The sequence below is a fragment of the Nocardioides iriomotensis genome (genome assembly GCF_004168035.1).
Taxonomy (GTDB): domain Bacteria; phylum Actinomycetota; class Actinomycetes; order Propionibacteriales; family Nocardioidaceae; genus Nocardioides_B; species Nocardioides_B iriomotensis.
On record NZ_SDPU01000037.1, the window covers coordinates 46,742 to 70,859 of the forward strand.

23 protein-coding genes are annotated in these 24,118 nt (G+C 72.8%); 13 read left to right on the forward strand and 10 right to left on the reverse strand.

The genetic code is table 11. The features are described from left to right. Nucleotides 1–3: 3 nt before the first annotated feature. Entirely contained in the window at nucleotides 4–657 is a 654-nt protein-coding gene (locus ETU37_RS22565) for a carboxymuconolactone decarboxylase family protein (RefSeq protein WP_129989688.1), read from the forward strand. Here the strand turns inward: ETU37_RS22565 and ETU37_RS22570 are convergent. After that, nucleotides 630–1,415 carry a class I SAM-dependent methyltransferase gene (locus tag ETU37_RS22570; protein WP_129989690.1) on the reverse strand — a complete coding sequence of 262 codons (786 nt, stop codon included), beginning with the start codon at nucleotides 1,413–1,415 and terminating at the stop codon, nucleotides 630–632. The genes ETU37_RS22565 and ETU37_RS22570 overlap by 28 nt on opposite strands. A 36-nt stretch (nucleotides 1,416–1,451) precedes the next feature. Between ETU37_RS22570 and ETU37_RS22575 the strand changes: the two genes are divergently transcribed. Genes ETU37_RS22575 through ETU37_RS22590 form a run of 4 tightly spaced genes read left to right on the forward strand, consistent with a single transcriptional unit; the run spans nucleotide 1,452 to nucleotide 4,066 of the window. Next, nucleotides 1,452–2,036 carry a helix-turn-helix domain-containing protein gene (locus tag ETU37_RS22575; RefSeq protein ID WP_129989692.1) on the forward strand — a complete coding sequence of 195 codons (585 nt, stop codon included), beginning with the start codon at nucleotides 1,452–1,454 and terminating at the stop codon, nucleotides 2,034–2,036. A 14-nt stretch (nucleotides 2,037–2,050) separates the two neighbouring features. Beyond that, nucleotides 2,051–2,944, forward strand: a complete 894-nt coding sequence (locus ETU37_RS22580) for an NAD(P)-dependent oxidoreductase (RefSeq protein ID WP_129989694.1) — start codon at nucleotides 2,051–2,053, stop codon at nucleotides 2,942–2,944. After that, entirely contained in the window at nucleotides 2,941–3,375 is a 435-nt protein-coding gene (locus ETU37_RS22585; RefSeq protein WP_129989696.1) for a cupin domain-containing protein, read from the forward strand. Before ETU37_RS22580 ends, ETU37_RS22585 begins: the two co-directional genes overlap by 4 nt. A gap of 4 nt (nucleotides 3,376–3,379) precedes the next feature. Next, complete coding sequence (locus ETU37_RS22590; RefSeq protein WP_129989698.1) at nucleotides 3,380–4,066, forward strand: fumarylacetoacetate hydrolase family protein; 687 nt, start codon at nucleotides 3,380–3,382, stop codon at nucleotides 4,064–4,066. On the opposite strand, the gene ETU37_RS22595 is transcribed toward ETU37_RS22590, so the two are convergent. The 5 genes from ETU37_RS22595 to ETU37_RS22615 all read right to left on the reverse strand — a co-directional run bounded on the left by ETU37_RS22595 (nucleotide 4,056) and on the right by ETU37_RS22615 (nucleotide 9,750). Then, a complete protein-coding gene (locus tag ETU37_RS22595) occupies nucleotides 4,056–4,643 on the reverse strand; it encodes a hypothetical protein (RefSeq protein WP_129989700.1) in 588 nt (195 codons plus the stop codon). The two genes, ETU37_RS22590 and ETU37_RS22595, sit on opposite strands and share 11 nt — an antisense overlap. A 193-nt stretch (nucleotides 4,644–4,836) precedes the next feature. Continuing rightward, nucleotides 4,837–6,297 (reverse strand): NAD-dependent succinate-semialdehyde dehydrogenase, encoded by a 1,461-nt coding sequence (locus tag ETU37_RS22600; protein WP_129989702.1) that lies wholly within the window; start codon nucleotides 6,295–6,297, stop codon nucleotides 4,837–4,839. A 24-nt stretch (nucleotides 6,298–6,321) separates the two neighbouring features. Next, nucleotides 6,322–7,584 carry a M24 family metallopeptidase gene (locus ETU37_RS22605; RefSeq protein WP_206054143.1) on the reverse strand — a complete coding sequence of 421 codons (1,263 nt, stop codon included), beginning with the start codon at nucleotides 7,582–7,584 and terminating at the stop codon, nucleotides 6,322–6,324. Between the two features lie 3 nt (nucleotides 7,585–7,587). Further along, a complete protein-coding gene (locus ETU37_RS22610; protein ID WP_129989704.1) occupies nucleotides 7,588–8,613 on the reverse strand; it encodes an NAD(P)-dependent oxidoreductase in 1,026 nt (341 codons plus the stop codon). Nucleotides 8,614–8,673: 60 nt separating this feature from the next. After that, on the reverse strand, nucleotides 8,674–9,750 hold the full coding sequence (locus tag ETU37_RS22615; protein ID WP_129989706.1) for an alpha/beta hydrolase family protein: 1,077 nt from the start codon (nucleotides 9,748–9,750) through the stop codon (nucleotides 8,674–8,676). 179 nt (nucleotides 9,751–9,929) lie between these two features. Between ETU37_RS22615 and ETU37_RS22620 the strand changes: the two genes are divergently transcribed. The 3 genes from ETU37_RS22620 (at nucleotide 9,930) to ETU37_RS22630 (ending at nucleotide 13,231) form a co-directional block, all read left to right on the forward strand. Next, on the forward strand, nucleotides 9,930–10,844 hold the full coding sequence (locus ETU37_RS22620; RefSeq protein ID WP_165372651.1) for an ABC transporter substrate-binding protein: 915 nt from the start codon (nucleotides 9,930–9,932) through the stop codon (nucleotides 10,842–10,844). Then, entirely contained in the window at nucleotides 10,844–12,001 is a 1,158-nt protein-coding gene (locus ETU37_RS22625; RefSeq protein WP_129989734.1) for an MFS transporter, read from the forward strand. The genes ETU37_RS22620 and ETU37_RS22625 overlap by 1 nt, the downstream gene beginning before the upstream one ends. Nucleotides 12,002–12,214: 213 nt before the next feature. Then, nucleotides 12,215–13,231 (forward strand): LacI family DNA-binding transcriptional regulator, encoded by a 1,017-nt coding sequence (locus tag ETU37_RS22630; RefSeq protein ID WP_129989710.1) that lies wholly within the window; start codon nucleotides 12,215–12,217, stop codon nucleotides 13,229–13,231. Nucleotides 13,232–13,244: 13 nt separating this feature from the next. On the opposite strand, the gene ETU37_RS22635 is transcribed toward ETU37_RS22630, so the two are convergent. Beyond that, on the reverse strand, nucleotides 13,245–14,585 hold the full coding sequence (locus tag ETU37_RS22635; protein WP_129989712.1) for an SLC13 family permease: 1,341 nt from the start codon (nucleotides 14,583–14,585) through the stop codon (nucleotides 13,245–13,247). 87 nt (nucleotides 14,586–14,672) lie between these two features. On the opposite strand from ETU37_RS22635, the gene ETU37_RS22640 reads away from it, so the two are divergent. Both ETU37_RS22640 and ETU37_RS22645 read left to right on the forward strand, forming a co-directional pair. Continuing rightward, the gene (locus ETU37_RS22640) at nucleotides 14,673–15,449 is read left to right on the forward strand and encodes a sulfite exporter TauE/SafE family protein (protein ID WP_129989714.1); all 777 of its coding nucleotides are present in this window, start codon (nucleotides 14,673–14,675) and stop codon (nucleotides 15,447–15,449) included. Nucleotides 15,450–15,520: 71 nt separating this feature from the next. Continuing rightward, the gene (locus ETU37_RS22645) at nucleotides 15,521–16,561 is read left to right on the forward strand and encodes an AbrB family transcriptional regulator (protein WP_129989716.1); all 1,041 of its coding nucleotides are present in this window, start codon (nucleotides 15,521–15,523) and stop codon (nucleotides 16,559–16,561) included. A gap of 7 nt (nucleotides 16,562–16,568) precedes the next feature. Here ETU37_RS22645 and ETU37_RS22650 read toward each other — a convergent pair whose 3' ends face one another. Continuing rightward, entirely contained in the window at nucleotides 16,569–17,531 is a 963-nt protein-coding gene (locus tag ETU37_RS22650) for a D-2-hydroxyacid dehydrogenase family protein (RefSeq protein WP_129989718.1), read from the reverse strand. 132 nt (nucleotides 17,532–17,663) lie between these two features. Between ETU37_RS22650 and ETU37_RS22655 the strand changes: the two genes are divergently transcribed. Further along, nucleotides 17,664–18,773 carry a GGDEF domain-containing protein gene (locus ETU37_RS22655; RefSeq protein WP_129989720.1) on the forward strand — a complete coding sequence of 370 codons (1,110 nt, stop codon included), beginning with the start codon at nucleotides 17,664–17,666 and terminating at the stop codon, nucleotides 18,771–18,773. A gap of 5 nt (nucleotides 18,774–18,778) precedes the next feature. On the opposite strand, the gene ETU37_RS22660 is transcribed toward ETU37_RS22655, so the two are convergent. After that, entirely contained in the window at nucleotides 18,779–20,395 is a 1,617-nt protein-coding gene (locus ETU37_RS22660) for a GGDEF domain-containing protein (protein WP_129989722.1), read from the reverse strand. A gap of 130 nt (nucleotides 20,396–20,525) precedes the next feature. After that, complete coding sequence (locus ETU37_RS22665; RefSeq protein WP_129989724.1) at nucleotides 20,526–21,101, reverse strand: NADPH-dependent F420 reductase; 576 nt, start codon at nucleotides 21,099–21,101, stop codon at nucleotides 20,526–20,528. Nucleotides 21,102–21,390: 289 nt separating this feature from the next. Here ETU37_RS22665 and ETU37_RS22670 point away from each other — a divergent pair, with 289 nt between their 5' ends. Next, nucleotides 21,391–22,860 carry an alpha/beta hydrolase gene (locus ETU37_RS22670; RefSeq protein WP_240755901.1) on the forward strand — a complete coding sequence of 490 codons (1,470 nt, stop codon included), beginning with the start codon at nucleotides 21,391–21,393 and terminating at the stop codon, nucleotides 22,858–22,860. Between the two features lie 72 nt (nucleotides 22,861–22,932). Next, nucleotides 22,933–23,811 carry a hypothetical protein gene (locus tag ETU37_RS22675; protein ID WP_129989728.1) on the forward strand — a complete coding sequence of 293 codons (879 nt, stop codon included), beginning with the start codon at nucleotides 22,933–22,935 and terminating at the stop codon, nucleotides 23,809–23,811. Nucleotides 23,812–24,118: the final 307 nt, after the last annotated feature.

The window sequence follows — 24,118 nt, forward strand, 5'->3', positions numbered from 1 at the left end:
GCCATGTCCACACCGACCAGTCCCCGCAAGCCCCGCATCTCCTACGTCCCCTACGAGGACATGGACGAGCGCATGCAGGCCGAGATGGACCGCGCCGCCGCGCACGGCACCCCGCGCCCGGAGACCAACGCGGTCCGCGCGCACGTGCCCGCGGCGTTCTGGGCGTTCGCCGGGCCGTGGGAGCAGATGTTCCGCAACGGTGTCGTCGACCACTCGATCAAGGAGCTGTGCCGCGTCTACATCTCGCGCACGGTCACGTGCGAGTTCTGCGGCAACCAGCGCTCCGAGCGTGGCGCGAACGAGGGTCTCGTCGAGGGCCAGTACGACGAGCTGCTCAACTTCGAGTCGTCCGACAGGTTCGACGACCGACAGAAGGCGGCACTCGCCTACGCCCAGGCGATCGCGTGGAACGAGGACGACCGCGACGGGCTGTGGGACCGGCTGCACGCGCACTTCTCCGAGCCGGAGCTGGTCGAGCTCGGCTGCGTGATCGCCCTGACCTTCGGCCAGCAGAGCTGGATCCGGCTGCTCGACGTCGACCACCACCAGTACATGGCCGGCACGTCGGCGTCGATGGCGCCGGGCTTCGAGGACGCCGACGCGCTGGCCGCGTCGAAGGCGAAGACCGACTACTGGGCGGCCGGTGCGCCGCGCTGAGGGACCACACCCCGCACGCACCAGGCGGTCCCGGGCAGCTCGAACGGCGGCGCCGGCAGCTGCTCTCGCAGGTGGTCGGCGAACGCCGCGCGGTGGGTCTCGTCGAGGCCGCTGACCGTGTCCCCGGCGGGGCCGACGCCGAACGTGTAGGGCTCCCACCACTCCTCGAACGACTCGTAGCGCACCGAGACCGTGAGCGTGAACGGCCAGACCTCGACGAGCCCGGCCTCGGTCGCGACCCGATCCAGGTCGCCCTCGACCTCGCCGGTGCGCCGGTCGGGCGGCGGCGGGTCGGCCAGGAACGACTGCGCGGCACGCCCGAACAATGACAGCGGCCCGCGTCCGCCGCCGTGGTCCCAGCTCGAGATGAGGACGTGCCCCCCGGGCTTCGTCACCCGCGCCATCTCCCGCACCCCCGCCACCGGGTCCTGCATGAAGTGCACGACGAGCTGGGCCAGCGCCGCGTCGAACACCCCGTCGTCGTAAGGCAGCTGCTCGGCCGACCCCTGCCGTACGTCGACGTCGGGAAAGCGCTCGCGGGCGGCCGCGACGAACGGCTCGGACGGGTCGATCGCGGCCACGTGGTCGGCGCCGAGCAGCTCGACGAGCGGACCGGTCAGCACACCGGGACCGCAGCCGACGTCCAGCGCGCGGTCGCCCGGCGACAGGCCGGACCGCTCGACGAACGGTCCCGCGAGCTGCGCGGAGTAGCGACCCATGAAGCGGTCGTAGGCCTCCGCGGCGACGTCGAAGCTCATGTCCCGGAAGGTACGCCGCGCCCGTACCATCGCGCCATGGCCGACGACGCGCTCTCGCTGACCGTCGGCGCCCGACTCCGCGAGGCCCGCGAGGCCCGGCAGCTGTCGCTGCGCAGCCTCGCCCGCGCGGTGGACCTCTCCCCCGGCATGCTGTCGCAGATCGAGAACGGTCGCGCCCGCCCGTCGGTGGGCACGCTCTGGGCGCTGGTCAGCGAGCTCGGGCTGTCACTCGACGCCGTGTTCCCGAGCGCCGAGGAGACGGCGACCTCCGCGCCGGCGGGACCGGTCGTGCAGCGCGCGGGTCGGCGCCAGGTGCTCGAGCTCTCCGGCGACGTCAGCTGGGAGCAGCTCAACGCACCCGACGACACCGATGTCGTGTTCGCCTACGTCACCTACCGTCCGGGCGGGGCGGGCCAGGAGCACGAGGGCCTGCCGCTCGCGCGGCACACCGGCCAGGAGTACGGCTACGTCGTGAGCGGGCGCCTCGTGGTCGAGGTCGGCGACGACGAGCTCGAGCTCGGGCCGGGCGACGCGATCACGTTCGGCTCGGACACGCCGCACCGGTTCCGCGCGGCCGGCGAGAAACCCGCCTGCGCGGTCTGGTTCAACCGCGCGCGCTGAGATAGCCTCCGTCTGTGTTTAACCAAATTGAACAGGTCGGCTTCGTCGGCCTCGGTGCGATGGGCGCGGGCATCGCGCAACGGGTGACGGACGCTGGCCACCCGCTCGTCGTCTGGAACCGCACCCGGAGCAAGGCCGAGGGCCTCCTCGACGCCGGCGCGACCTGGGGCGGCACGCCCCGCGAGACCGCCGCGCGGTCGGACGTCCTCTTCACGATGCTGACCAACACCGCCGCGGTGGAGGCGACCGCGGACGGCGCGGACGGCGTCCTCGCCGGGCTGCGGCCCGGCACGGTCTGGTGCGACCTGAGCACCATCTCGCCCGAGGCCAGCATCGCCCTGTCCGCGCGGGTCGCCGAGACCGGCGCGCACTTCCTCGACACCCCGGTCTCCGGCAGCCCCGCGACCCTCGCGGCCGGCCAGATGTCGGTGATGGTCGGCGGCGAGCGCGCGGCGTTCGACCACGTCGAGACGGTGCTGCACGCGATCGGTCCCAAGGTCACCTACATCGGACCGGCCGGGCACGCGATCCTCAGCAAGGTCGCGATCAACCTCGCGCTGGTCGTCTCGGTCACGGCGTTCGCCGAGGCCGTCACGCTCGTCGAGAAGGCCGGCGTCAACCGGGCCGCCGTCGTCGACGCGGCGCTGAAGAGCGTGATCGCCTCGCCGGTCATCGGCTACCGCGCACCGCTGCTCGTCGACGACACGGACGTGTTCGCCGACGTCGAGCTGCAGCAGAAGGACCTCGTGCTCGCCCAGGAGCTGGGCCGCAGGCTCGGCGCCGCCGTACCCACCTGCTCGGCGGCCAGCGAGATGCTCAGCGCGGCACGCAGCTCCGACCTCTCCGACCGCGACTTCCTGGTGAGCGTCGCGGACACCTACCGACGGATGGCGGGGATCCCCACATGACCGAGGCCCGGAAGCCCTACCGCACCACGATCCACGACGTGCCGCTCGAGCAGGACCTCCGCGAGGACGAGGGCTGGGTCGACATGCAGGTGCAGTACCTCATCGACCAGCGCACCGCCGGCTCGTCCGACCTCGTCGTCGGCCGCACCGTGCTGCCGCCCGGTGCCCGGCACGACCGGCACCTGCACACCGACGCCGACGAGTTCCTCGTCGTGATGTCCGGCGAGGGCGAGATCCACACCAACACCGGCCGGGAGCCGTCGAGGGCCGGTGACGTGATCTGGACCCCGCGCGGCAACTACCACGGCTTCGTCAACACCGGCGACGAGGACGTGCTGCTGATCTGGGGCTGGAGCGGCGCCGGCGGGCTCGACGCTGCGGGCTACGGTCTGCCCGGACCCGACGAGACGTTCGACGATCCCGAGGACTGAACGCATGACCCGGCTGGACCCCCGCATCGCCGCCGGTACGACGCGGATGCTCGAGCGGCGACGTGGCGAGCTCGACGACGGCGCGACCCACCTGGGCTGGAAGGCCGGCTTCGGGGCGCCGGCCGCGCTGGAGCGGCTCGGCACCGACCGGCCGCTGGTCGGCTACCTGACCCGCGAGCGGCTGCTCGACGACGGGGCGACCGTCTCGCTCGCCGGCATGACCCAGCCGGTGCTCGAGGCCGAGGTCGCCCTGCACCTCGCCCACGAGGTGCCGGCGGGGGCCGATGCCGCCGAGGCGCAGGCGGCGGTCGGCACGGTGAGCGTCGCGATCGAGATCGCCGACCTCGACGTGCCTCCCAGCGACGTCGAGGAGATTGTCGGCGGCAACATCTACCACCGCCACGTGGTGCTCGGTCCCGAGGTCGAGGTGCGGACCACCAGCACCCTCACGGCCGTGGTCCGGCGCGACGGCGACGAGGTCGCGCGCACCGACGACCCCGAGGCACTGACCGGCGACGTCGCCGGGGTGCTGGCGTCGATGGCGGACACGCTCGCGGCAACGGGCGGGACGACGGCCGCCGGTGATGTGGTGATCACCGGGTCCGTCGTCCCGCCCGTTCCGTTGGTGCCGGGTGAGTGGGCGGTCACCTTCGCCGGTCTCGGCGAGGTGACCGTCCGCGTCACACCGTGACCGGCTGTGCGATCGGCGCCTGGACCGTGGTGACCTGACGCGCGTGGCGCAGGCCGAGCAGGGCCAGGAAGAGCAGCGCTGCTGCCGCCACGAACGCGGTCACCGCGGCGATGCCGGCGATGGTGCCGACGGTCGCGAAGGCGAAGCCGTAGAGCAGCAGGCCGCGGAGGGTGTTGCCCATGAACAGGGTCTGGCGCAGCTGACCGAGCGCCTGGCCCTCCTCGCTGGCCTTCTCCTCGTCGCTCAGCGAGAGGAACTCACCGCTGACCTCCGAGTAGGTGCGGCCCTCCGAGGCGGCGTTCATGTGGGCGAGGATGTAGTGGTCGGCGTAGGCGCGGGCCTCCGGGCCGCTGTCGAGCGGGCTGCCGGCGTACTCCTCGAGCGCGGCGGCGTCCTCCTCGGGCAGGCTGCTCAGCGCCTCGCCCTCGGGCATCACGATGTCCTGGGCGGACAGCTGCTGCTGGACCTGGTCGCCGATGAAGACGCTGGCCCAGGTCAGGAGTCCGCCGGCGACGAGGAGGACGAGGGCGAGGGCAAGACCCGTCCAGGAGACGAGTCGGTCAAGGGCGGAACGCATGGCATGTCCTTCGGGTTGGGGGACGGCGGCATCTCCGTCCAGATCGATGTCCACGCGATGGGATCGGGTGGACACTTACATTCGATCGGAACCCGAACCGCCCATGAAGGGACTTTCAGCCCGTTCCGGCGGGCCCTCCGAACCGACTCCGACTGGACCCTCCGGCCCCCTGCCGCCCCCGACCGGGTCCGCGTCACCAGGTGACGGCGACGTACTTCGACTCGAGGTAGTCGAGCATCCCCTCGTGGCCGCCCTCGCGGCCGATACCGCTCTGCTTGGTGCCGCCGAAGGGGGCGGCCGGGTCGCTGACGAGCCCCCGGTTGAGGCCGACCATGCCGGAGTCCAGCGCCTCGCTGAGCCGCAGCCCGCGGGCGAGGTCACCGGTGTAGACGTAGGACACCAGCCCGAACTCCGTGTCGTTGGCCATCCGCACCGCCTCGGCCTCGTCGGTGAAGGTGACGATCGGCGCGACCGGCCCGAAGATCTCCTCGCCGAGGATCGGCGCCCCCATGGGTACGTCGGCCAGCACGGTCGGCTCGTAGTAGTAACCGTCGCGCGCCGGACGCGTCCCGCCCACGACCACGCGGCCGCCGGCGTCGACCGTGCCGGTCACCAGCTCGTGCACCTTGGCGGCGGCCTCCTCGTTGACGAGCGGGCCGACCTGGGTGTCGTCGTCGGTACCCGGGCCGACGCGCAGTGCGGACATCCGCTCGGCGAGGCGGCGGCCGAACTCGTCGGCGACCGACGCCTCGACGTAGAAGCGGTTGGCGGCCGTGCACGCCTCGCCGGCGTTGCGCATCTTGGCGACCATCGCGCCGTCGAGCGCGGCATCGAGGTCGGCGTCGGCGAAGACCAGGAACGGCGCGTTGCCGCCGAGCTCCATCGAGCAGTTGATCACCTGGTCGGCGGCCTCCTTGAGCAGGATGCGGCCGACCTCGGTGGAGCCGGTGAACGACAGCTTGCGCACGCGCGGGTCGTGCAGCATCGCCGACACCACGGCGCCCGACCGGCGGGCGGGCAGCACGTTGACGACCCCGTCGGGCACGCCGGCGTCGGCGAGGATCCGGCCCATCAGCAACGCGGTGAGTGGCGTGTCGCTGGCCGGCTTGAGCACGACCGTGCAGCCGGCGGCGAGGGCCGGACCGATCTTGCGGGTGGCCATCGCGGCCGGGAAGTTCCACGGCGTGACGAGCACGCAGACGCCGACCGGCTGGTGCAGCACGACGATCTTGTTGGCGCCCGACGGCGCGGTCATCACGCTGCCCGCGCCGCGCACCGCCTCCTCGGCGTACCAGCGGAAGAACTCGGCGGCGTAGGCGACCTCGCCACGCGCGTCGGTCAGAGCCTTGCCGTTCTCCAGCGAGATCAGGTGGGCGAGCTCGTCGGCCCGGCCGGTCATCAGCTCGAACGCGCGGCGCAGGATCTCCGACCGTTCACGCGGCGACGTCGCGGCCCACGACGCGGCGGCGGCCTCGGCCGCGTCGACGGCACTGATCGCGTCGTCGACGGTGCCGTCGGCGACGGTCGTCAGCACCTGGCCGGTCGCCGGGTCGAGCACGTCGAAGCGACCGCCGTCGGACGCGGCGGTCCAGGCGCCGCCGACGTACAGCTCGGTGGAGAGGTCGCTGATCTTGTCGAGGCTGAAGTCGCCCACGGTTCCTCCGGTGGTCAGGGTGCGTCAGTAGGGGTTGGCGACGACCAGGTCCTGCGCCGGGAACAGCGTGAGGATGCGCGGGCCGTCGTCGGTCACGACGACCTCCTCCTCGATCCGGGCGGCGGAGAAGCCGTCGCTGGCGGGGCAGTAGGTCTCGAGCGCGAACACCATGCCGGCCTTGAGCTCGACCGGCTCCTTCATGGAGTTGAGCCGCGAGATGATCGGCCGCTCGTGCAGGCCGAGGCCGAGGCCGTGCGCGAACTGCAGGCCGAAGGCCTCCATCTCGCTGCCGAACCCGAACTCCTCGGCCTTGGGCAGCAGCGCCGCCACCTCGTCGGTGCCGACGCCGGCCTTGATGCCGTCGAGGCCGCGGTCCATCCACTCGCGCGCTTTCTTGTAGGCGTCGCGCTGCGGCTGCGTGGACGAGCCGACGGCGAAGGTGCGGTAGTAGCAGGTCCGGTAGCCGTTGTACGAGTGGATGATGTCGAAGAAGGCCTGGTCGCCCGGACGGATCAGCCGGTCGGTGAAGTTGTGCGGGTGCGGGTTGCACCGCTCCCCGGAGATCGCGTTGATCGCCTCGACCTGGTCGGAGCCCATCTCGTAGAGGCGCTGGTTGGCCAGCGCGACGATCTGGTTCTCCCGGACGCCGGGCTTGAGCCGCTCGACGATGTCCTGGTAGACGCCGTCGACCATCGCGGCCGCCTGGTTGAGCAGCATGATCTCGTCGCTGGACTTGATGCAGCGCGCGTCGAGCATCAGCTGCTGCGCGTCGACCACGCGCAGGCCCTGGCGCTCCATCTCGAACAGGAACGGCGGCTCGACGATGTCGACGCCGACCGGCAGGTCGGCGACACCGGCCTCGACGAGCAGCGACTTGATCTCGGCGACCGCGTCGGCCATCAGGCCGACCGACGGCGCGACCGCGCCGCGGAAGCCGAGGAAGCCGGCGCGGTAGTTCTCGTCGGGCACCCACTGGGAGTACTTCTTGTGGTGCTTGACCGCCGACCCGAAGTCCCAGAGCACCGGGTCCTTGCCGCGCGCGAGCAGGGCGTAGCGGATCATCTTGTCGCCGAGCGCCCCGCCGATCCAGGTCTGCGTGGTGTAGCGGATGTTGTAGAAGTCGAAGAGCAGGAACGCCCCGCACTCGCTGCTCTCCAGCGACGCCTTCGCGCGGCCGATGCGGTAGTCGCGCAGCCGGGCGAAGTCGACCCGCTCCTCGTAGTCGACACCCATGTGGCCCGGCGCGGGCAGCGGCGCCTTGCCGCGCGACTGTCCCCCGTCGGCCATGGCTCAGCCCTCCTTGCCGGTGTCGGCCGTCTCGCCCGGGTCGGCCGCGTCGGCAGCAGAGAGGCCGTCGTCGACGGCGACGTTCTCGGGCTTGAGCTCGAGACCCGAGGCCGCGGCCTGCAGGTCGAGCAGGATCGCGAAGTCCTCGTCGACCCGCCCGCTGCCGACGCTCGCCTGCACGAGCTGGGCGGTGACGGCGGCGACCGGCATCGGCACGTCGAGCTCGCGCGCGGCGGCCAGGCCCAGGTCGAAGTCCTTGCGGAGCAGGATCGGGGTGAACGTCGGGGTGTAGTCGAGGTTCACGAACGCCGGCGACTTGTAGCGGGTGAACACCGAGCCCATCACCGAGTCGTTGAGGAACTCCAGGAACGCGTGGCGGGGCACGCCGCCCTTCTCCGCGAGCACGGTGATCTCCGCGAGCGACTGGGTCACCACGCCGAGCATCAGGTTGTGGCAGATCTTCACCAGCCGCGCGACGTCGCCCTCACCGACGTACGTCGCCGACTTGCCGATGTGCGCGAGCAGCGGCGCGAAGCGCTGGTAGGTCTCCTCCGGCCCGGACACCACCAGGGTCAGGCCACCGGCCCGGACGACCTTGCCGTTGCCGCTCACCGGGGCGGACAGGAAGTCGACGCCGCGGGCCTCGCAGGCCTCGCGCATCGCGGTCGACGACTCGGTCGAGACCGTCGAGCAGTCGATGACGGCTGCGGGCACGTGGTCGGGGTCGGCGATCAGGCCGCCGTCGCCGAGCAGCACCTGCTCGAGGTCGGCCGGGGTGGAGACCATCGTGAAGACGACGTCGAGGTCGCGCAGCTCGCTGATCCGGTCGGCGACCGTGCAGCCGAGCTCGGCGAGCGGCTCGGCCTTGGCCCTCGTGCGGTTCCAGACGGTCAGGTCGGTGCCGGCGCGGGCCAGGCGCGCGGCCATCGCCGCGCCCATCCTCCCCGTGCCGATCCAGCCGACGCGGGGGCCGGCGCCGGCCGGGCCCGGCTCGGCGACGGGGTCGGCGGAGGGGACGGTCTCAGTCATGCGGGACAACCTTTGCAATCGTTTGTACTTCGGTCACGGTAGGGGTCGGTGGCGGGTCGGTCAAGCGAGCCGGTGCAGGTGCCGTGCGAGCCAGTCGGCGGTGCGCGGCCGGTGCCACGGGGCGACGTTCGCGCAGCCGTGGTTGCCGTCCTCGAGCATCAGCACCTCGACCGGGCCGGCGACCGCGGCGCGCAGCTTCTCGGCCTGCTGCCAGGGGATCAGCCGGTCCTCCCGGCCGAACACGACGAGCAGCGGCGCGACCAGGTCGGCGGCCGCGTCGGCCATCCCCAGGGTCAGGGCGACGTCACGCGCCGCGTCGTCGTCCGCGGCGCCCGAGCGGACCCGGAAGGTGTCGCGCGTGAGCTGCGGCAGGCCCGGCCAGCACTCGCCGAAGTTGAACGGCCCGGCGAGCGAGACGCAGGCCCGCACCCGGTCGCCGAGGGCGGCCGCGACCCGGGCCGCGTAGTAGCCGCCGAGGCTGACGCCCCAGACCCCGAGCCGGTCCCGGTCGACCTCGCTGACACCCTCGAGGAAGTCCCAGACCGCTTCGGCGACCGGCGACCAGTCGCCGCGGATCGGAAGGTCGTACTCCGCCTCGCCCTGCCCGGGCCCGTCCAGGCTGAGCGTGGCCAGGCCGCGCGCGAGGAAGGTCTGCTCCGTCGAGCGCAGCTCCTCCTTGGCCGAGTCGAGGCCGGAGAGCAGCAGGACGACCGGGTGCGGACCCTGGCCGGCGGGCAGCCGGAGGACACCGGCGAGGTGGGTGCCCTCGAACGGGACCGCCACCCGGCGCCCCGGCGGGTCGAGGTGCGGCAACGCCGCGTCGAGGCACTCCACCGCCTTCGCGTGCGCGGCCCGCATCTGTGCGGGGTCGACGACGAAGACGAACTTGGCGAAGTGGTGGTAGACCGCCGCCTGGGCGAGGTGCTCGCCGGCGGACCGGGTCCGCGCCTCGACCAGCGCCTCCCGGCCCAGCGCCTCGTGCTCGGCCGCGACCGCCGACCAGGCGGCGCACCAGTCCTCCCAGCGCGCGAGGCCGGACGTGACCCGCTCGAAGTCGGCGACGGTGACGCCGTTGACGGTGAACCGGGGGCCCCAGTGCGCCACGGCGGACGCGACCAGCGGGTCGGGCTCGGCCATCGGGGACACCTCCTCGGCGTGGGGACGCGGCAGCCCGTGATCCATGACTGCAATCGAGTGCAGCCTCACGCACGATCGGCGCGCTGTCAAGGCCATCCACATGCGTTGCAACGCGGCTGCAATCGACTGCACAAATGCGCTACCGTGACCCCGTCCCGCCACGCCCCGAGGAGCCGCCCATGTCCGACCAGGCCGTCGTCGTCGGCTCGTTCACGCCGTCCGTGGTGCTCGACCTCGCCGCGTCGACCGGTCGGCTCGACGCGGCCGGGGTGGTGGTCGAGGAGGTCCCGGTGCAGTCGTCGCCGGGCCAGTTCCGGTCGCTGCTCGACGGCGAGATCCAGGTCGCGCTGACCAGCCCCGACAATGTGCTGGCCTACCGCTACAACCCGGCCAACCCGTTGGGCGAGCTCGCCGACGTGCGGATGGTCGCGGCGGTCGACCGCGGGATGGGTCTCGGCCTCTACGGCCGGCCCGGGCTCACCATCGACGGCCTGCGCGGGGCGAAGGTCGGCGTGGACGTGCCGACGTCGGGCTTCGCGCTCGCGCTCTACGCCCTGGCCGACTCGGTCGGCGTCGGTCGCGACGACTACGAGCTGGTCGCGCTCGGCTCGACACCTCAGCGGCTGCGGGCGCTCCTCGCCGGGGAGTGCGACGCGACGATGCTCAACGCGGGCAACGAGCTCGCGGGTGAGGCCGCCGGCTGCGTCCGGCTGGTCTCGGCGACCGACGTGTGCACGCCGTACCTCGGCGTCGTCGTGGCCGTCGCCGGCGACACCCACGTCGACGTCGCCCGCCGGATCTCCGGCGCCCTCGTGGACGTCGCCGCGGAGATCGTCGCGGGCCGGCTGACCGACGAGGCGGCCGAGTCCGCCGCCCGCCGGCTCGGGCTCGACGACGCCACCGCCCTCCGGTACGTCGACCGCCTGCGCGACCCGGCCGAGGGCCTCGTGCCCGACGGCGTGGTCGACCCCGCGGCGCTGCGCACGCTCGTCGACCTGCGGCGGCGCTACCTGCCGGTGCCCGCCGCCGACGGAAGCGGCGACCTGCTCGACCGAGCGGTCGACGACCCCGGCCTCGTCACCGCCGGGGCGTGATGGCGCGCTCGCCCTCGACCATCCGGCTGTTACAGCTGGTCGCGGTCGTCAGCACCCTCGACCGCTACGCGATGCCGCCGATGCTGGTGGCGATCGCGCTCGACCTCGACGTGGCGCTGTCCTCGGTCGTGCACGCCGCGGGCGCGTACTTCCTGACCTACGGCCTGATGCAGCCCGTCTGGGGCACCGTCTCCGACCAGCTCGGGCGGGTGCGCACGCTGCGGCTCACGCTGGTGCTGGCCGGGCTGTGCGGGTTCTCGTCCGCCTTCGTGGCGACGCCGGTGATGCTCGGCGTGGCCCGCGGGCTGACCGGCGCCTTCTTCGGGGCGGCGTACCCGTCGGCGCTGATCTACCTCGGCGACACCGTGCCGGTGCGGTTCCGGCAGCGCGAGATCGCCCGGCTGATGGTGGGCGTCGCGATCGGCACCGCCGTGGCGTCCATCGGCGCGGGTGTCCTCGCGCAGTGGAGCTCGTGGCGGGTCGCGTTCGTGCTCACCGCGCTGGCCGCGCTCGTGCTCGCCGTGCTGCTGCGCCGGCTGCCCGAGCCGGAGATCGAGGGCGGCCGGCGCTCGGTGCTCACACCGCTCGTGGCGATCGCGCGGTCGAGGACGACGCTCTTCGTGCTGCTGCTGGCGTTCACCGAGGGGATGATCCTGCTCGGCGGGCTGACCCTGCTGCCGGCGGCCGTCGAGAGCTCCGGCACGAGCGCGTCGGTCGCCGGGGCGGTCGCCGCCGTCTACGGCGCGTCCGTCTACTTCTGCGCCCGGCTGGTCGGCCGGCTCTCGCAGCACTGGCACCCCGCCCGGCTGATCGGCAGCGGCGCGACGGCGGCCGCCGCGGCCTGCGCGGTGGTCGCGATCTCGCCGACGGTGCTGGGCGGCGTCGCGGCGGCACTGCTGCTGGGGCTCGCCTGGACCTCGATGCACTCGACGCTGCAGACCTGGGCCACCGAGGTGCTGCCCAACGCCCGGGCCAACGTCGTGTCGCTGTTCGCCGGCGCGCTGTTCGTCGGCAGCGCGCTCGGTGCGGTGCTCGTCGCGGAGCTGGCCGAGCAGGACCGCTACGCGCTCATCTACCTGGTCGGCGCCGTCCTGTGCGTGCCGCTCGGCCTGGCCGCCGGATGGGGGAGGTGGCGATGGCGCCGTCCCGTCGTGTGACCCCGCGCGGACTCGCCGCCGACGGCCGGTCCGGGTCCAGGGCGCTCGGGCCGGGTTTCGGCCGGCTGCGCGCCGCCATCCACGCACGCTGGCTTCGTTGTCGTCGGTCGACGGGCCGCCGGCCCGCCTTCCGTCCTCCGCCTTGCCAGCGCACGCGTCTGACGCCGCTCGCTTTCGGCCGCCCCTCGACCCGAGTGCCCTAGGCTGCCACCCGTGCCAGCACCGACCCTGCGCGACGTGGCCGAGGCCGCCGGCGTCCATGCCGCCACCGCGTCGCGGGCGCTCAACCCCGCGACGCGCGGGCTGGTCAACGCCGACACCGCGCGCCGGGTGATCAAGGTCGCCGAGCAGCTCGGCTACCGGCCCAACCCGATCGCCCGCGGTCTCAAGACCCAGCGCTCCGGCACGGTCGGCCTGGTCATTCCCGACCTCACCAACCCGCTCTTCCCGCCGATCGTGCGCGGCATCGAGGACGTCCTCGAGCCTGCCGGCTACAGCGGGCTGATCGTCAACACCGACAACGACCCGCAGCGCGAGCGCACCCAGATCGAGCTGCTCCGCTCGCGCCAGGTCGAGGGCCTGATCGTCGCGACCGCGCTCCTCGACCACCCGCTGGTCGAGCAGCTGCACCGCGAGGGCGTGAAGATGGTGATGGTCAACCGCCGCACCGAAGGCGTCGACGTCCCGTCGATCACCCCCGACGACGCGGCCGGCATCCAGATGGCCGTCGAGCACCTCGCCGGGCTCGGCCACACCCGCATCGCCCACCTCGCGGGGCCGGTGACGACGTCGACCGGTGTCGTCCGGCTGCGGGCGTTCCGCAACGCCGTGCGCGACCTCGACCTCGACGACGACCCGCGACTCGTGACGGCCTGCCACGAGTGGCGCGAGGAGGCCGGCGCCCGGGCGCTGCGCGAGCTCCTCGACGGCGGCATGGAGTTCACCGCGATCGTGGCGGGCAACGACCTGATCGCCCTCGGCTGCTACGACGTGTTCACCGAGCGTGGCTTGCGCTGCCCCGAGGACGTCAGCGTCGTCGGCTTCAACGACATGCCGTTCCTCGACAAGCTGCGGCCGCCGCTGACGTCGGTGGCCATCCCGCACCACCAGATCGGCGTCGAGGCGGCGCGGATGCTCCTGGAGTCGATCGAGGAGCCCGAACGGCCGACCCGGTCGGTGCTGCTCCCCCTGACCATGACGGTGCGCGGCTCGACGGCGCCGCCCGCCTGATCGCGTCGTACCGCTACACCCAGCCGGGGACGACGACGGCGAGCCAGACCAGCAGCGGGCCGAAGGCCACGACGATGGCGCTGTAGGTCAGGATCTGCTTGTAGAAGCCCTCCTCGCTGATGGAGTCCGGCCGGTTCGCGACCATGAGCGCGCCGTTGGTGGAGAACGGGCTGACGTCGACGATCGTCGACGCGACGGCGAGCGCCGCGACGATCCCGACCGCGCCGACGCCACCGTCCTGGATGAGCGGGATCGCGATCGGGATGATGATCGGCAGCAGCGCCGTCGACGACGCGAACGCCGACACGACCCCGCCGACGTAGCAGAGGATCAGCGCGCCCAGCACGGCCGCGCCGAGCCCGGCGGCCCAGTTGCCGACGTACTCCGGGGCACCCGCGGTCTCGAGGACCGTCGCGAAGGTGCTGACGCCCGCGACGAGCAGCACGGTCGCCCACGCGACCTGGGAGACGGCATTCTTCTGCTTGGCCGGGAACAGCGCGGTCAGCACGACGGCCGCGGTGATCGCGGTGAACCCGATGTTGCGGTCGAACACGAGCGAGAGCACCGCGACGACGAGGAACGCGACCAGCGTCGCGACCTGGTCGACGGCGACACCGGTGCCGGTCTCGGTCTGCGTCTCGGTCACGGTCGTGCCGGAGGCACCCGCGGCGCGGGCGGCGCCGGGGCCGGAGGCGGGCGAGGCGCCGCCGCCGCCGTCGGACGAGAGGTCGTCGGTGTCGATCCGGCGCGACATCAGGTCGCGGCCGCCGAGCACGACGAACAGCACGATCGCGATGAGCAGGTTGACGAGGAGGCTGGTGAGGAAGACCGCGATCTCGCCGCCGGCGATGTCGTTGTCGGCCATGACGGAGTTGGTGATCGTGCCGTAGATGCTGATCGGCGAGAAGCCGCCGGCCTGCGCGCCGTGCACGACGAGCATGCCCATCAGGAGCGGGTTGATCCGGTAGCGGCCGGCGAAGCCGAGCGCGATCGGGCCGATGATGGCGCAGGCCGCCGGGCTGGCCGCACCGATGGCGGTGAGCACGGCGGTCACGAAGAACATCACCCAGGGCATCAGTGCGACGCGTCCCCCGACGGCCTGCACGGCCTTGCGCACGATGAGGTCCACGGTGCCGTTGTTCTTGGCGATCGCGAACAGGTAGGTGACGCCGACGAGGGTGAGGACCAGGTCGCCGCTGATGCCGGCGATGATCTCCTTCTCGTCGAGGCCGAGTGAGTACATCCCGACGAGCCAGGCGGCGACGAACGCGAGGGCGCCCATGTTGATCGGCAGCAGCGTGCCGACGACGAACAGGGCGACGAGGGCCAGGATGGCGACCCATTCAGGGGACATGACAGGGTCCTGCTTTCCCGAGGAGTAGTGACTGCGGTCACATCGTTCCCGCGACAAGGTACGCGCAACCGCCGCTAGCGTGCGGAGGTGGACTTGCTCGGGATGCTCGCGGTGGTGGGCGCCGGCCTGGGCGCCGGCATCGTGGTCACCGCCATCGGCGCGGGAACGCTGGTCAGCTTCCCGATCCTGCTCGCCGTCGGGGTCAGCCCGCTCGTCGCCAACGTGAGCAACACCGTGGGGCTCGTGCCCGGTGGCGTCACCGGCACCTGGGGCTACCGCAGCGAGATGGCCGGCTACCCGCAGCTGGTCCGCCGGGTCGCCCTCACCAGCATCGTCGGCGCGCTCGTCGGCGCCGTCCTGCTGCTGGCGTTCCCGCCCGGCGCGTTCGAGGCGGTCGTCCCCTACCTCGTCCTCTTCGCCGCGACGCTCGTCGGGATCCAGCCGTTCGTCTCCGCCGCGCTGCGCCGGCGCGCGGAGCGCCGCGGCATCGTCGTCGCCGCCGACCGCGAGACGATGGGGCCGGGCCTCACCGCCGTCTCCTCGGTGGTCGGCGTGTACGGCGGGTACTTCGGGGCCGGCCAGGGCGTCATGCTCGTCGCGTTCCTGGCCCTCGGCCTCGACGTGCCGCTGCAGGCGATCAACGCGCTGAAGAACCTCGCGATCCTCGCCGCCAACGTCGCGGCCACGGTCGTCTTCGTGTTCGTGGCGCCGCTGGACTGGACGATCGTCGCGCTGATCGCCGTCGGGTCGCTCGTCGGCGGCTGGATCGGGGCGCACCTGGGCCGTCGGCTGTCGCCGACGCTGTTCCGGGTGCTCGTCGTGCTGTTCGGGTACGTCGTCGCGATCCGGCTGATCGTCGGCTGACCCGTCTCACCCGTCTCACGCGGAGGCCGGTCCCACATCCCGGGAAGCCGTCCCGCGTAGGCTGACGCGCGATGAAGCGCTGGAGCCTGCTGGTCGCCTGCGTCGCCGCGGCGACGGCCGTGCTGTCGCTCGTCGGCGCTCCGGCGGCGTACCTGCTCGGCGCACTGGTCGGCGCCCTCGTCGTCGCCCTCACGGTCGGCGGTCCGCAGGTGCCGGCGCGGGCGGGCACGGTCGGCCAGGCGGTGATCGGCGCGAGCGTCGGCACGCTGGTGACGGCCGACCTGCTCACCACCCTCGCCCGGCACGGCTGGGTGATCGGGCTCGCGCTGCTGTTCACGATGGTGTCGAGCCTGGCCTGGGGCCAGGTGCTCCGCTACCAGCCGGGCGTCTCGGCGGTGACCGCGAGCTTCGCCTCGATCGCCGGCGGCGCGTCCGGCGTGGTCGCGACCGCGCGGGACGTCGGCGCCGACGAGCCGGTCGTGGCGACGATCCAGTACCTCCGCGTGCTGGTCGTGCTGTTCACGATGCCGGTCGTCGCGAAGCTCTACGACCCCGCGGCGTCGACGGCGGGACCGGGGATGTCCGCCGGCGGAAACACCTGGGCGGCGTACGGCTTCTCCCTCGTCGCCCTCGCGATCGGCCTTGCCCTGTTGAGGTTCCTCGACTTCCCGGGCGCCGCGGTGCTGGTGCCGATGCTCGCGACCGCGGCCCTCGTGGCGACCGGGTGGTTCCCCGACACCGTCGTCCCCGCGCCCGTCCTCAACGCCGGCTACGTCGTCATCGGCGTGCAGGTCGGGCTGAAGTTCACCCGGACGACGCTGGGCATCCTGGCCCGGTTGCTGCCGCTGGCCTTCGTGCAGGTCGCCGGCACGATCCTCACCTGTGCCGCCGCGGGGTGGCTGATGGCCGAGCTCACCGACATCGGTCAGCTCGACGCGTACCTCGCCACCACGCCGGGTGGGCTGTACGCCGTCATCGCCGTCGCGATCTCGACGGGGTCGGACACCGGCCTGGTGTTCAGCCTGCAGGTGCTGCGGCTGTTCGCGTCGCTGCTGCTGGTGCCGCTGCTCGCGCGACTGCACCAGCCGCCGCGGGCACGTCCGACGGACTGACGAGTCGTCAGGTGAGCACCCGCACGGGCGCGCCGTCGAGGAACGCGACGACGTCCTGCACGGCCTCGGTGTAGCGGTAGGCGTGACCGGCGCTCGTGACGTAGCCGATGTGCGGCGTCGCGACGACGTTGGGCTCGGTGCGCAGCGGGTGGTCGGCCGGGAGCGGCTCGACGTCGAACACGTCGAGCGCGGCGCCGGCGATGACACCGGTGCGCACCGCCTCGAGCAGCGCCTCCTCGTCGCAGAGCGGGCCGCGGCTGGTGTTCACCAGCCAGGCGGTCGGCTTCATCAGCGCGAGCTCGCGGCGACCGATCGTGCCGCGCGAGCGCCGGCTGAGCACGAGGTGCAGGCTGACGAAGTCGGACTCGGCGAGCAGGTCGTCGAGCGAGCCGGCCCGCCGTACCCCGACCTCGGCGCAGCGCTCGTCGGTCAGGTTGGTGCTCCAGGCGACGACGTCCATGTCGAAGGCGCGGCCGTACTCCGCGACCTTGCCGCCGAGCCGGCCGAGCCCCACCACACCGAGGGTGCGGCCCGCGAGCGACGTGCCGATCGTGGTCTGCCAGCGTCCCTCGCGCAGGTTGGCGAGCTCGACGTCGACCCGCTTGGCGGCCGCCATCAGCAGCGCCCAGGTCAGCTCGGCGGCGTCGTACGGCGCGCCGAGCTCGGTGCCGCACACCACGACGCCGTGGTCACGGGCGGCGTCGAGGTCGATGGCGGCGTTGCGCATGCCGGTGGTGACGAGCAGGCGCAGGTCGGGCAGACGTGCGAGCACGCTGCGCGGGAAGCGCGTGCGCTCGCGCATGGCGACCAGCACCTCGAAGCCCTGGAGCGCCTCGACCGCTGCCTCCTCGTCGCCCAGGTGCCGGTCGAACACCGTGATGTCGGCGCGCCCGTCCAGGGGCGACCAGTCGGCGAGGTCGAGCGCGACGCCCTGGTAGTCGTCGAGCACGGCGAGTCGGGGTGCGGCCATGGCGCCCATCGTGCCAGGGGTCGACGCGGCCGCGTTCGCGCGAAGGGCTCAGGACCTCCGCGACCCGGCCGATGTCAGCACTGCCGCCGTCGCCGAGTGAACGGCCAGGCAACCGGCTCGAGGAGAGGGCCCGTGAGGAGCAACCGTGCGTCGCTCGTGGCGTCGCTGGTGATCGGTGCTGCCCTGCTCGTGCTCGCCGTGACCACGGCGTCCGGCATCGTCGCCATCCTGCACGCGAACCACCGGGTCAGCGAGACGCGCGCGGTCGTCACGCCGTACCTGACCCTGCAGCGTGCCGTCGCGGGCGAGGCCGCGGCCGAGGCGGGCTACCGTCGCGCGCCGAGCGTCGCCGCGCGGGCGCGGCTGGAGTCGGCGGTCGCCGCGGTGTCCGACGCCGTCGAGGACGTGCGCGCCGAGGCGGACCGCGAGGACAAGGCGACGCTGGCCTACCTGGAGCAGCTCAACGAGCGGTACGTCGCAGAGGTGCGCGACACCCTCGACGTCCCGGAGGCCGAGCGCACCGAGGACCGCGTGGCCGGTCCCGCGCTCGACGCGATGCAGGACCTGCTGGACGCGGCCATCACCGGGCACCGGCTCGAGGGCAAGGCCGCCGTCGACCACCAGGAGGTCGTGATCGACCGCCTCACCGTGGTGCTGCCGACGGCGTTCCTGCTCGCGTTCGTCGTGCTCGGCTGGACCTGGGGCTCGATGCTGCTCGACCACCGGCGGCTGCGGGTCGAGGCGGCCCGCCATCACGAGCGCGCGCTGACCGACGCGCTCACCCGGCTGCCCAACCGCGAGGCGCTGCGGATCGCCGTCGACCTGGCGCTCGAGCGGCCGAGGACACGGGCGGCGCTGCTGTACCTCGACCTCGACCGGTTCAAGCCGGTGAACGACACCTTCGGCCACCACGCCGGCGACCTGGTGCTCCAGGAGGTGGCCCGGCGGCTGCAGTCGACGCTGCGCGCGGGAGAGCTGGCGGCGCGGCTCGGCGGCGACGAGTTCGCGGTCTTCCTGCCGCGCGGGCTGGAGGCCCCGGCCGTCGCGCAGCGGGTCCTGAGCGCGATCGAGGAGCCGTTCCTGGTCGAGGGTCACGAGGTCAGGATCGGCACCAGCATCGGCATCGCCCGGTTCCCCGAGGACGGCGGGGACCACGACGCCCTGCTGCGCGTCGCCGACGTCGCGATGTACGAGGCCAAACGGGCCGGCCGCGGCCGGGTCGCCGAGACCGCCGCCGTCTGACCGACCTACCGCCGCACCACGCGGCTGTGTCGCTCCGGCCGGGCGGCCTTGACGCGGTAGAGCTCGACGTCCGCCTCGCGGTAGAGCCGCGTCGCCGTCGTCCCGCCGCTCCGGCCGACGATCCCCGCGGCCACACCGGCGCTGCCGCGCACGTGCAGGCCGGGTGCGCTCGGCTCCCAGTCCGCGGAGGCGATGGCCTCGGTCAGCACGTGGGCGCGGTCCCAGGCGAGCGCGAGCGTCGCGGCCTCCCCGCTGAGCACGACGGCGAACTCGTCCCCGCCCAGGCGCAGCGCGAGGTCGCCGGCGCGGACGTGCGCGGCGATCAGGCCGCCGACCCGGCGCAGCACGTCGTCGCCGACCCCGTGACCGTGGACGTCGTTGACGCCCTTGAACCCGTCGAGGTCCACGAGGATGAGCGCCGTCGAGACACCCAGGTCGGGCTCGCGGTCGAGCCAGTCGTCGAACGCGCGCCGGTTGCTCAGGCCGGTCAGCGGGTCGAGCAGCACGTCGCGGGCGAGGCGGGCGTGCTCGGCGCCGAGGCGCTCCCCCGCGATGCGCGACCGGGCCGCGGACAGCGTGCCCTCGCGGGCGGTCCACCGGGTGTGTGCCATCTGCAGGCCGTACTCCCGGTGCGCGACGACGGCCGGGCTCGGGTCGGCGCCGGTGAGGACGTGCGCCCGCAGCCAGGTGACGAACGTCCGGGCGCCGCTGGACGACGACGCCGGCGGCAGCAGCCGGTACGCCTCGACGGCGGCCTCGTCGCGCCGGCCCAGCCGGTGCAGCGCCAGCACGACCAGCGCGTCGAGCAGCGGCTTCATCTCCCGGCTGCCCGCGCCGTCGAGCTCGTCGCTGCGCCGTCGCGCCGTCGCGAGCAGCGCCTCCAGGTCGCCCTTGGCCTCGGGGCGGAACGCCGTACGGGCGAAGGCGAGGACGTCGCGGCTGGCCTCGACCTCCTGCCGCCAGAGCACGGGCAGCCCGGTAGCCGACATCGCCTCGTCGGCGGCGCGCGCCGCGAGGTCGAGCTGCGCGAGCGCCGCGGACCCGTCACCGAGCTCGAACAGGCCGCTCGCCCACTCGAGGCGCACCAGCACGCGATTGACCGCGATCGCGGGGTCCTGCAGCGCCCGCTCGCACTCCGGGGCGAGCCGGTTCGCGGCGTCGTACAGGTCGCTGGCCAGCTCCCACAGGCTGAGCGCGTTGTACGCCGCCCCGCAGATCACCAGCGCCGTGCACCGGTCGAGGGCGGGCCACGTGTCGTCGTCGGCGAGCGTCACGGCCCGGCCGGCGTCGTGCAGCAGCGAGGCGCTGTCCGCCCGGCCAGCCGCGCCGACGGCGCGGAACGCCAGCGTCACCGCGACCAGGCCGCCGTGCCCGAGGGCCTCGGCCCGCGCGACCAGCCGGTCCACCAGGTCGGGCAGCGTCTCGGGGTCGGTGTCGTGCACGAGTGCGTGCAGCGCGCGGCCCAGCGCCGCGAGCAGCGCCGCCTCCGACCAGCCCCGCGCCTCCGCCTCGATCTCGAGCGACTCGAGCTCGGCGAGCGCGTCCTCGTGCTCGGCGCCCTGGGCCAGCTCCATCAGCTCGTAGGCGCGCAGGCGCGCGACGGGCTCGTGGAGGGTGGGCACGTTCGAAGTATGGAAGGTGCGCCGTCCCGTTCGTACCGGATTGTGCGCAGTGTGTCCGTTCAGACAGCTCCGCCCGCGACCGGGTGGTCGCGGGCGGAGCCAGGACTCGGAGGGACTCGGTGGTCGCGCGTCAGGCGGCGACGCCGAAGCCACCCGTCCACGAGATCTTCTCGTTCGCCGCGAGGCTGATCTGCAGGAAGCCGAGCGCCTCCATCTCGCGAGCGCGCTTGAGCGCACCGGCGTCGATGACCTTCAGCCCACCGGCGGAGACCACGCCGGCCAGGGTGGCCTTGGCGTCGGCGTCGTCGCCCGCGACCAGGACGGTGGTGCCGAGCGGGCCGACCTCGCCCGAGGCCAGGGTGCCGGCGAAGGTGGTGTTGAACGCCTTGAGCACTCGCGACTCCGGCAGCGCGGCGGCGATCTCGGCGGCCGCGGAGCTGTCCGCGGGAACCGTCAGGGAGTCGAACGTCTCGAAGTTCAGCGGGTTGGTGATGTCGACGACGATCTTGCCGGCCAGCTGCTCGCCGCGCTCGGCGATGATCTGCGGGACGGCCGGGTACGGCACCGCGAGCACGACGATCTCGCCCGTGACCTGCTTGTCCTTGTCGGCCTCGCCGATCAGCTGCACGCCGTTGCCGCCCTTGGCGACGACGCTCGCGATGGCCTGACCCATGTTGCCGGTACCGATGATGCTGACAGTTGCCACGATCTGCTCCCTTGACGTTGAAACTTGAACTTTCAACTCACGGTACCTGTCGATAGTTGAAGTGTCAAGTTTCAGGCACGGTCGATCTAGCATCGACGGGATGACGTGGCTGGCCCGTCGTCGCTATTGCGCCGGGGCGGCGGGGAGACCAACGCTGGACGGGACGGCAGTGCCATCGCGACGCTGCCCCGGATCTACGGGGGCTCGAGTCATGCGGGGACGGAACACCACCCCGGGGGCCACGCACAGCGAGCGCACGACGCGGCGGCCACGTGTGACCACGGCGCTCATGGTCCTGGTCGCTGCGGGCGTCCTGCTGGCTCTCGGTGTCACGCAGGTCCCGGTGGCCGGCTCCTCGGCCGACGCACGGGTGGGTGCCGGTGCCCTGACCAGACCCACCCTGGCCTGGAAGACCTGCCCCGGCTCACGTGCAGCCCAGTGCGCGAGGCTCGCGGTCCCTCTGGACTGGGCGAGACCGCAGGGGAAGCGGATTAGCCTCGCGATCGCGCGACACCGCGCGGACGATCCGCAGCACCGCGTCGGAACCCTGTTCTTCAATCCGGGAGGACCGGGCGACGGTGGGGTCGCATACGTCGAGCACGCGGCGCAGGTCTTCTCCCCGGCGTTGCTCGCCCGCTTCGACCTGGTGGCGATGGACCCACGCGGAGTGAAGGGCAGCACGCCCATCCGGTGTGACCTTCCGGTCGCCCCCGCCGATGTCACGTTGTTCCCCCGCACCGCCAAGGAGTTCAGGAAGCTGCGCGACTACGGCCCTCGGCTCGGGAGGAGCTGCGTCAAGGCGTCCGGCCCGCTCGTGGGGCACGTGGACACGATCAGTGTCGCCCGCGATCACGACGCACTGCGTCGCGCCCTCGGCGAGAAGCAGGTGAGCTGGCTGGGCATCTCGTACGGGACGCAGGTGGCGACCAACTACGCCGCTCTGTTCCCGCGGCACACCCGGGCGATGGTCCTCGACGGCGCGCTCGAGCACAGCGGGTCCGAGGTGGCCATGCTGGCCACCGAGATCCTGGCGGCCGAGGACGCCTTCGACCGCTTCGCCTCCTGGTGCGCCACGGCGGACGCCTGTGCGCTGAAGGGCCAGGACGTGGGAGCGGTGTACGACGACCTGGTGGCGCGCGCGGACAGGCACCCCATCCCCGTACCGGGAGCCCTCCGTCCGGTGACCGGCGCGGACATCCGGATGGGGACGCCCCGAGGGTTGCTCTTCAAGGAGCCGGGTGTCTTCGGACCGGAGCTGTCCTGGGCGGCGCTGTCTCGAGGGATCAAGGCCGCGGTCGAGGGTGACGCGTCGATGTTCGCCCTGCCACCGGTTCGCGTCGCCGCTCCGCTCGCCGAACGCCTGTCGATCGCCTGCATGGACTTCGTCTCGGAGATCCGGACGTGGGCGCAGATGCAGCAGCGGCTCCAGCTCGGGCGACAGCTCGCGCCACACCTGCAGGGCGCTACCGAGCAGTGGGAGATCCTGCGGTGCATGGGGTGGCCGGTGAAGGCGGCCAACCCCTTCCGCCGGCTCGACGTCCGCGACGTGCCGACGCTGATCGTCAACGCCACGCACGACCCCTCGACGGCCTACACCTGGGCGCTCGGCCTGGCCGGTCAGATCCGGGGCAGCGACCTGCTCACGCGGGAGGGTGATGGACACACCTCCTTCTTCGCCGCCGCCGGCTGCGCGCACGACGCCATCGAGGCCTACCTGGTCCGGCCGCACGCTCCCGCCGACCGTGTCTGCACGAGCTGACCCGGGACCGGGAAGCGCACAGCGCTCGTGCGGCACGGTCCCGACCGCCGGCGCGGGGGGCGAGAATGGTCCATGCCGACCGCCGCTGCGTACGCCGCCGACGTGGTCGCCTCCGTCCGCGACGAGCCGGCGGGACGCCTGAACTTGATGAGGTCCCTGTACGAGGCGGAGCCCGGACACCCGGAGCTGCACCTGCCGTACCGGCGCGCGGCGACGGGATTCATGCGTTGGCAGCTGCGGCGCGGTCTCCTCAACCCCGTCGACGACCCGGTCCCCGGCAGCTCCTGGTGGCGAGCGGTGAACGAGAGGCTCGTTGCCGACACCGCCGAGGCGCGCGGCCACGTCCTCGACCTGGGCGGCCCGATGTCCTCGTGGAGTGCGAGGTGCTGCACCGAGTTCGCTCGAGACCCGTCGGCACGGCGGTGGTACCGAGCCCACAACGCCAGCATCGTGTCGGCGTACCTGGACCACGGAGACCTGGCCGAGTCCGAGACGCACGCCGAACGCTTCTTCCTCAACCTGATCCTGGCCCGGGTGCTGTTCGCGCACGCCCTCGTGGCCGCTCCCCGACTGGCGCTGGGCTGGCTGGGAGCTTGCGGGCCCGTGCTGGGTGACCCGCGGCTGACGTTCACGGGCATCTTCGTCTCACTCTCGCGGGTGATGCCGGGCCGGTACCCGCTTGACCAGCCCCTGCAGTGGTACATCGACCACGAGCACGGAGTCGGACGGGTCCTCGACCTCGGCGTGGTCAAGCCCCGCATCGACGAGCTCTACGCGTGGTCCGCGGCCGAGCTCTCCATCCCCGAGCTCGGCACCCTCGTCCGGGACGGCGTTCCCACCTACGCCTGGGACCCCGAGGACACCGCGCCGTGGGACCCGCGGGCAAGCCGGCTGGTCAGGGCGACGCGCAAGGCGCTTCCTGCAACCCGCCGACCCCCGTCTCGCTCCTGATCCGTCGCCGACTCCGGCATGGCGGGCGATCGCCGCGCGATCACAGCCGTTGTCCCGGACTTCGACCGCTGTTCGCCCATTCGTCACAGGGACGACGGGTATGGGTCGGTATCCGTGGGTTGGCTCGGAACCTCAACACATCTGAAGTGGAGGCGTCCCCATGGATCCACAACTTTCCCGTCGCCAGATGCTGCGTGCCGGGGCTCTGAGTGGCCTCGGCATCGCGGTGGCCGGCAGCATCGATGCCATCGCCGCTCCGGAAGCGGTCGCGCTCACCCGCCGCTCTGCGGGGTACGGCGCGCTGGTG

Excerpts from the sequence above, each read along its gene's own strand:
- ETU37_RS22615 (WP_129989706.1), bottom strand. The coding sequence starts at position 9,750 with ATGGCCGAGCCCGACCCGCTGGTCGCGTCCGCCGTGGCGCACTGGGGC.
- ETU37_RS22595 (WP_129989700.1), bottom strand. The coding sequence starts at position 4,643 with ATGCGTTCCGCCCTTGACCGACTCGTCTCCTGGACGGGTCTTGCCCTC.
- ETU37_RS22635 (WP_129989712.1), bottom strand. The coding sequence starts at position 14,585 with ATGTCCCCTGAATGGGTCGCCATCCTGGCCCTCGTCGCCCTGTTCGTC.
- ETU37_RS22625 (WP_129989734.1), top strand. The coding sequence starts at position 10,844 with ATGGCGCGCTCGCCCTCGACCATCCGGCTGTTACAGCTGGTCGCGGTC.
- ETU37_RS22575 (WP_129989692.1), top strand. The coding sequence starts at position 1,452 with ATGGCCGACGACGCGCTCTCGCTGACCGTCGGCGCCCGACTCCGCGAG.
- ETU37_RS22645 (WP_129989716.1), top strand. The coding sequence starts at position 15,521 with ATGAAGCGCTGGAGCCTGCTGGTCGCCTGCGTCGCCGCGGCGACGGCC.
- ETU37_RS22605 (WP_206054143.1), bottom strand. The coding sequence starts at position 7,584 with ATGGCCGACGGGGGACAGTCGCGCGGCAAGGCGCCGCTGCCCGCGCCG.
- ETU37_RS22610 (WP_129989704.1), bottom strand. The coding sequence starts at position 8,613 with ATGACTGAGACCGTCCCCTCCGCCGACCCCGTCGCCGAGCCGGGCCCG.
- ETU37_RS22675 (WP_129989728.1), top strand. The coding sequence starts at position 22,933 with ATGCCGACCGCCGCTGCGTACGCCGCCGACGTGGTCGCCTCCGTCCGC.
- ETU37_RS22650 (WP_129989718.1), bottom strand. The coding sequence starts at position 17,531 with ATGGCCGCACCCCGACTCGCCGTGCTCGACGACTACCAGGGCGTCGCG.
- ETU37_RS22670 (WP_240755901.1), top strand. The coding sequence starts at position 21,391 with ATGGTCCTGGTCGCTGCGGGCGTCCTGCTGGCTCTCGGTGTCACGCAG.
- ETU37_RS22570 (WP_129989690.1), bottom strand. The coding sequence starts at position 1,415 with ATGAGCTTCGACGTCGCCGCGGAGGCCTACGACCGCTTCATGGGTCGC.
- ETU37_RS22565 (WP_129989688.1), top strand. The coding sequence starts at position 4 with ATGTCCACACCGACCAGTCCCCGCAAGCCCCGCATCTCCTACGTCCCC.
- ETU37_RS22620 (WP_165372651.1), top strand. The coding sequence starts at position 9,930 with ATGTCCGACCAGGCCGTCGTCGTCGGCTCGTTCACGCCGTCCGTGGTG.
- ETU37_RS22590 (WP_129989698.1), top strand. The coding sequence starts at position 3,380 with ATGACCCGGCTGGACCCCCGCATCGCCGCCGGTACGACGCGGATGCTC.
- ETU37_RS22585 (WP_129989696.1), top strand. The coding sequence starts at position 2,941 with ATGACCGAGGCCCGGAAGCCCTACCGCACCACGATCCACGACGTGCCG.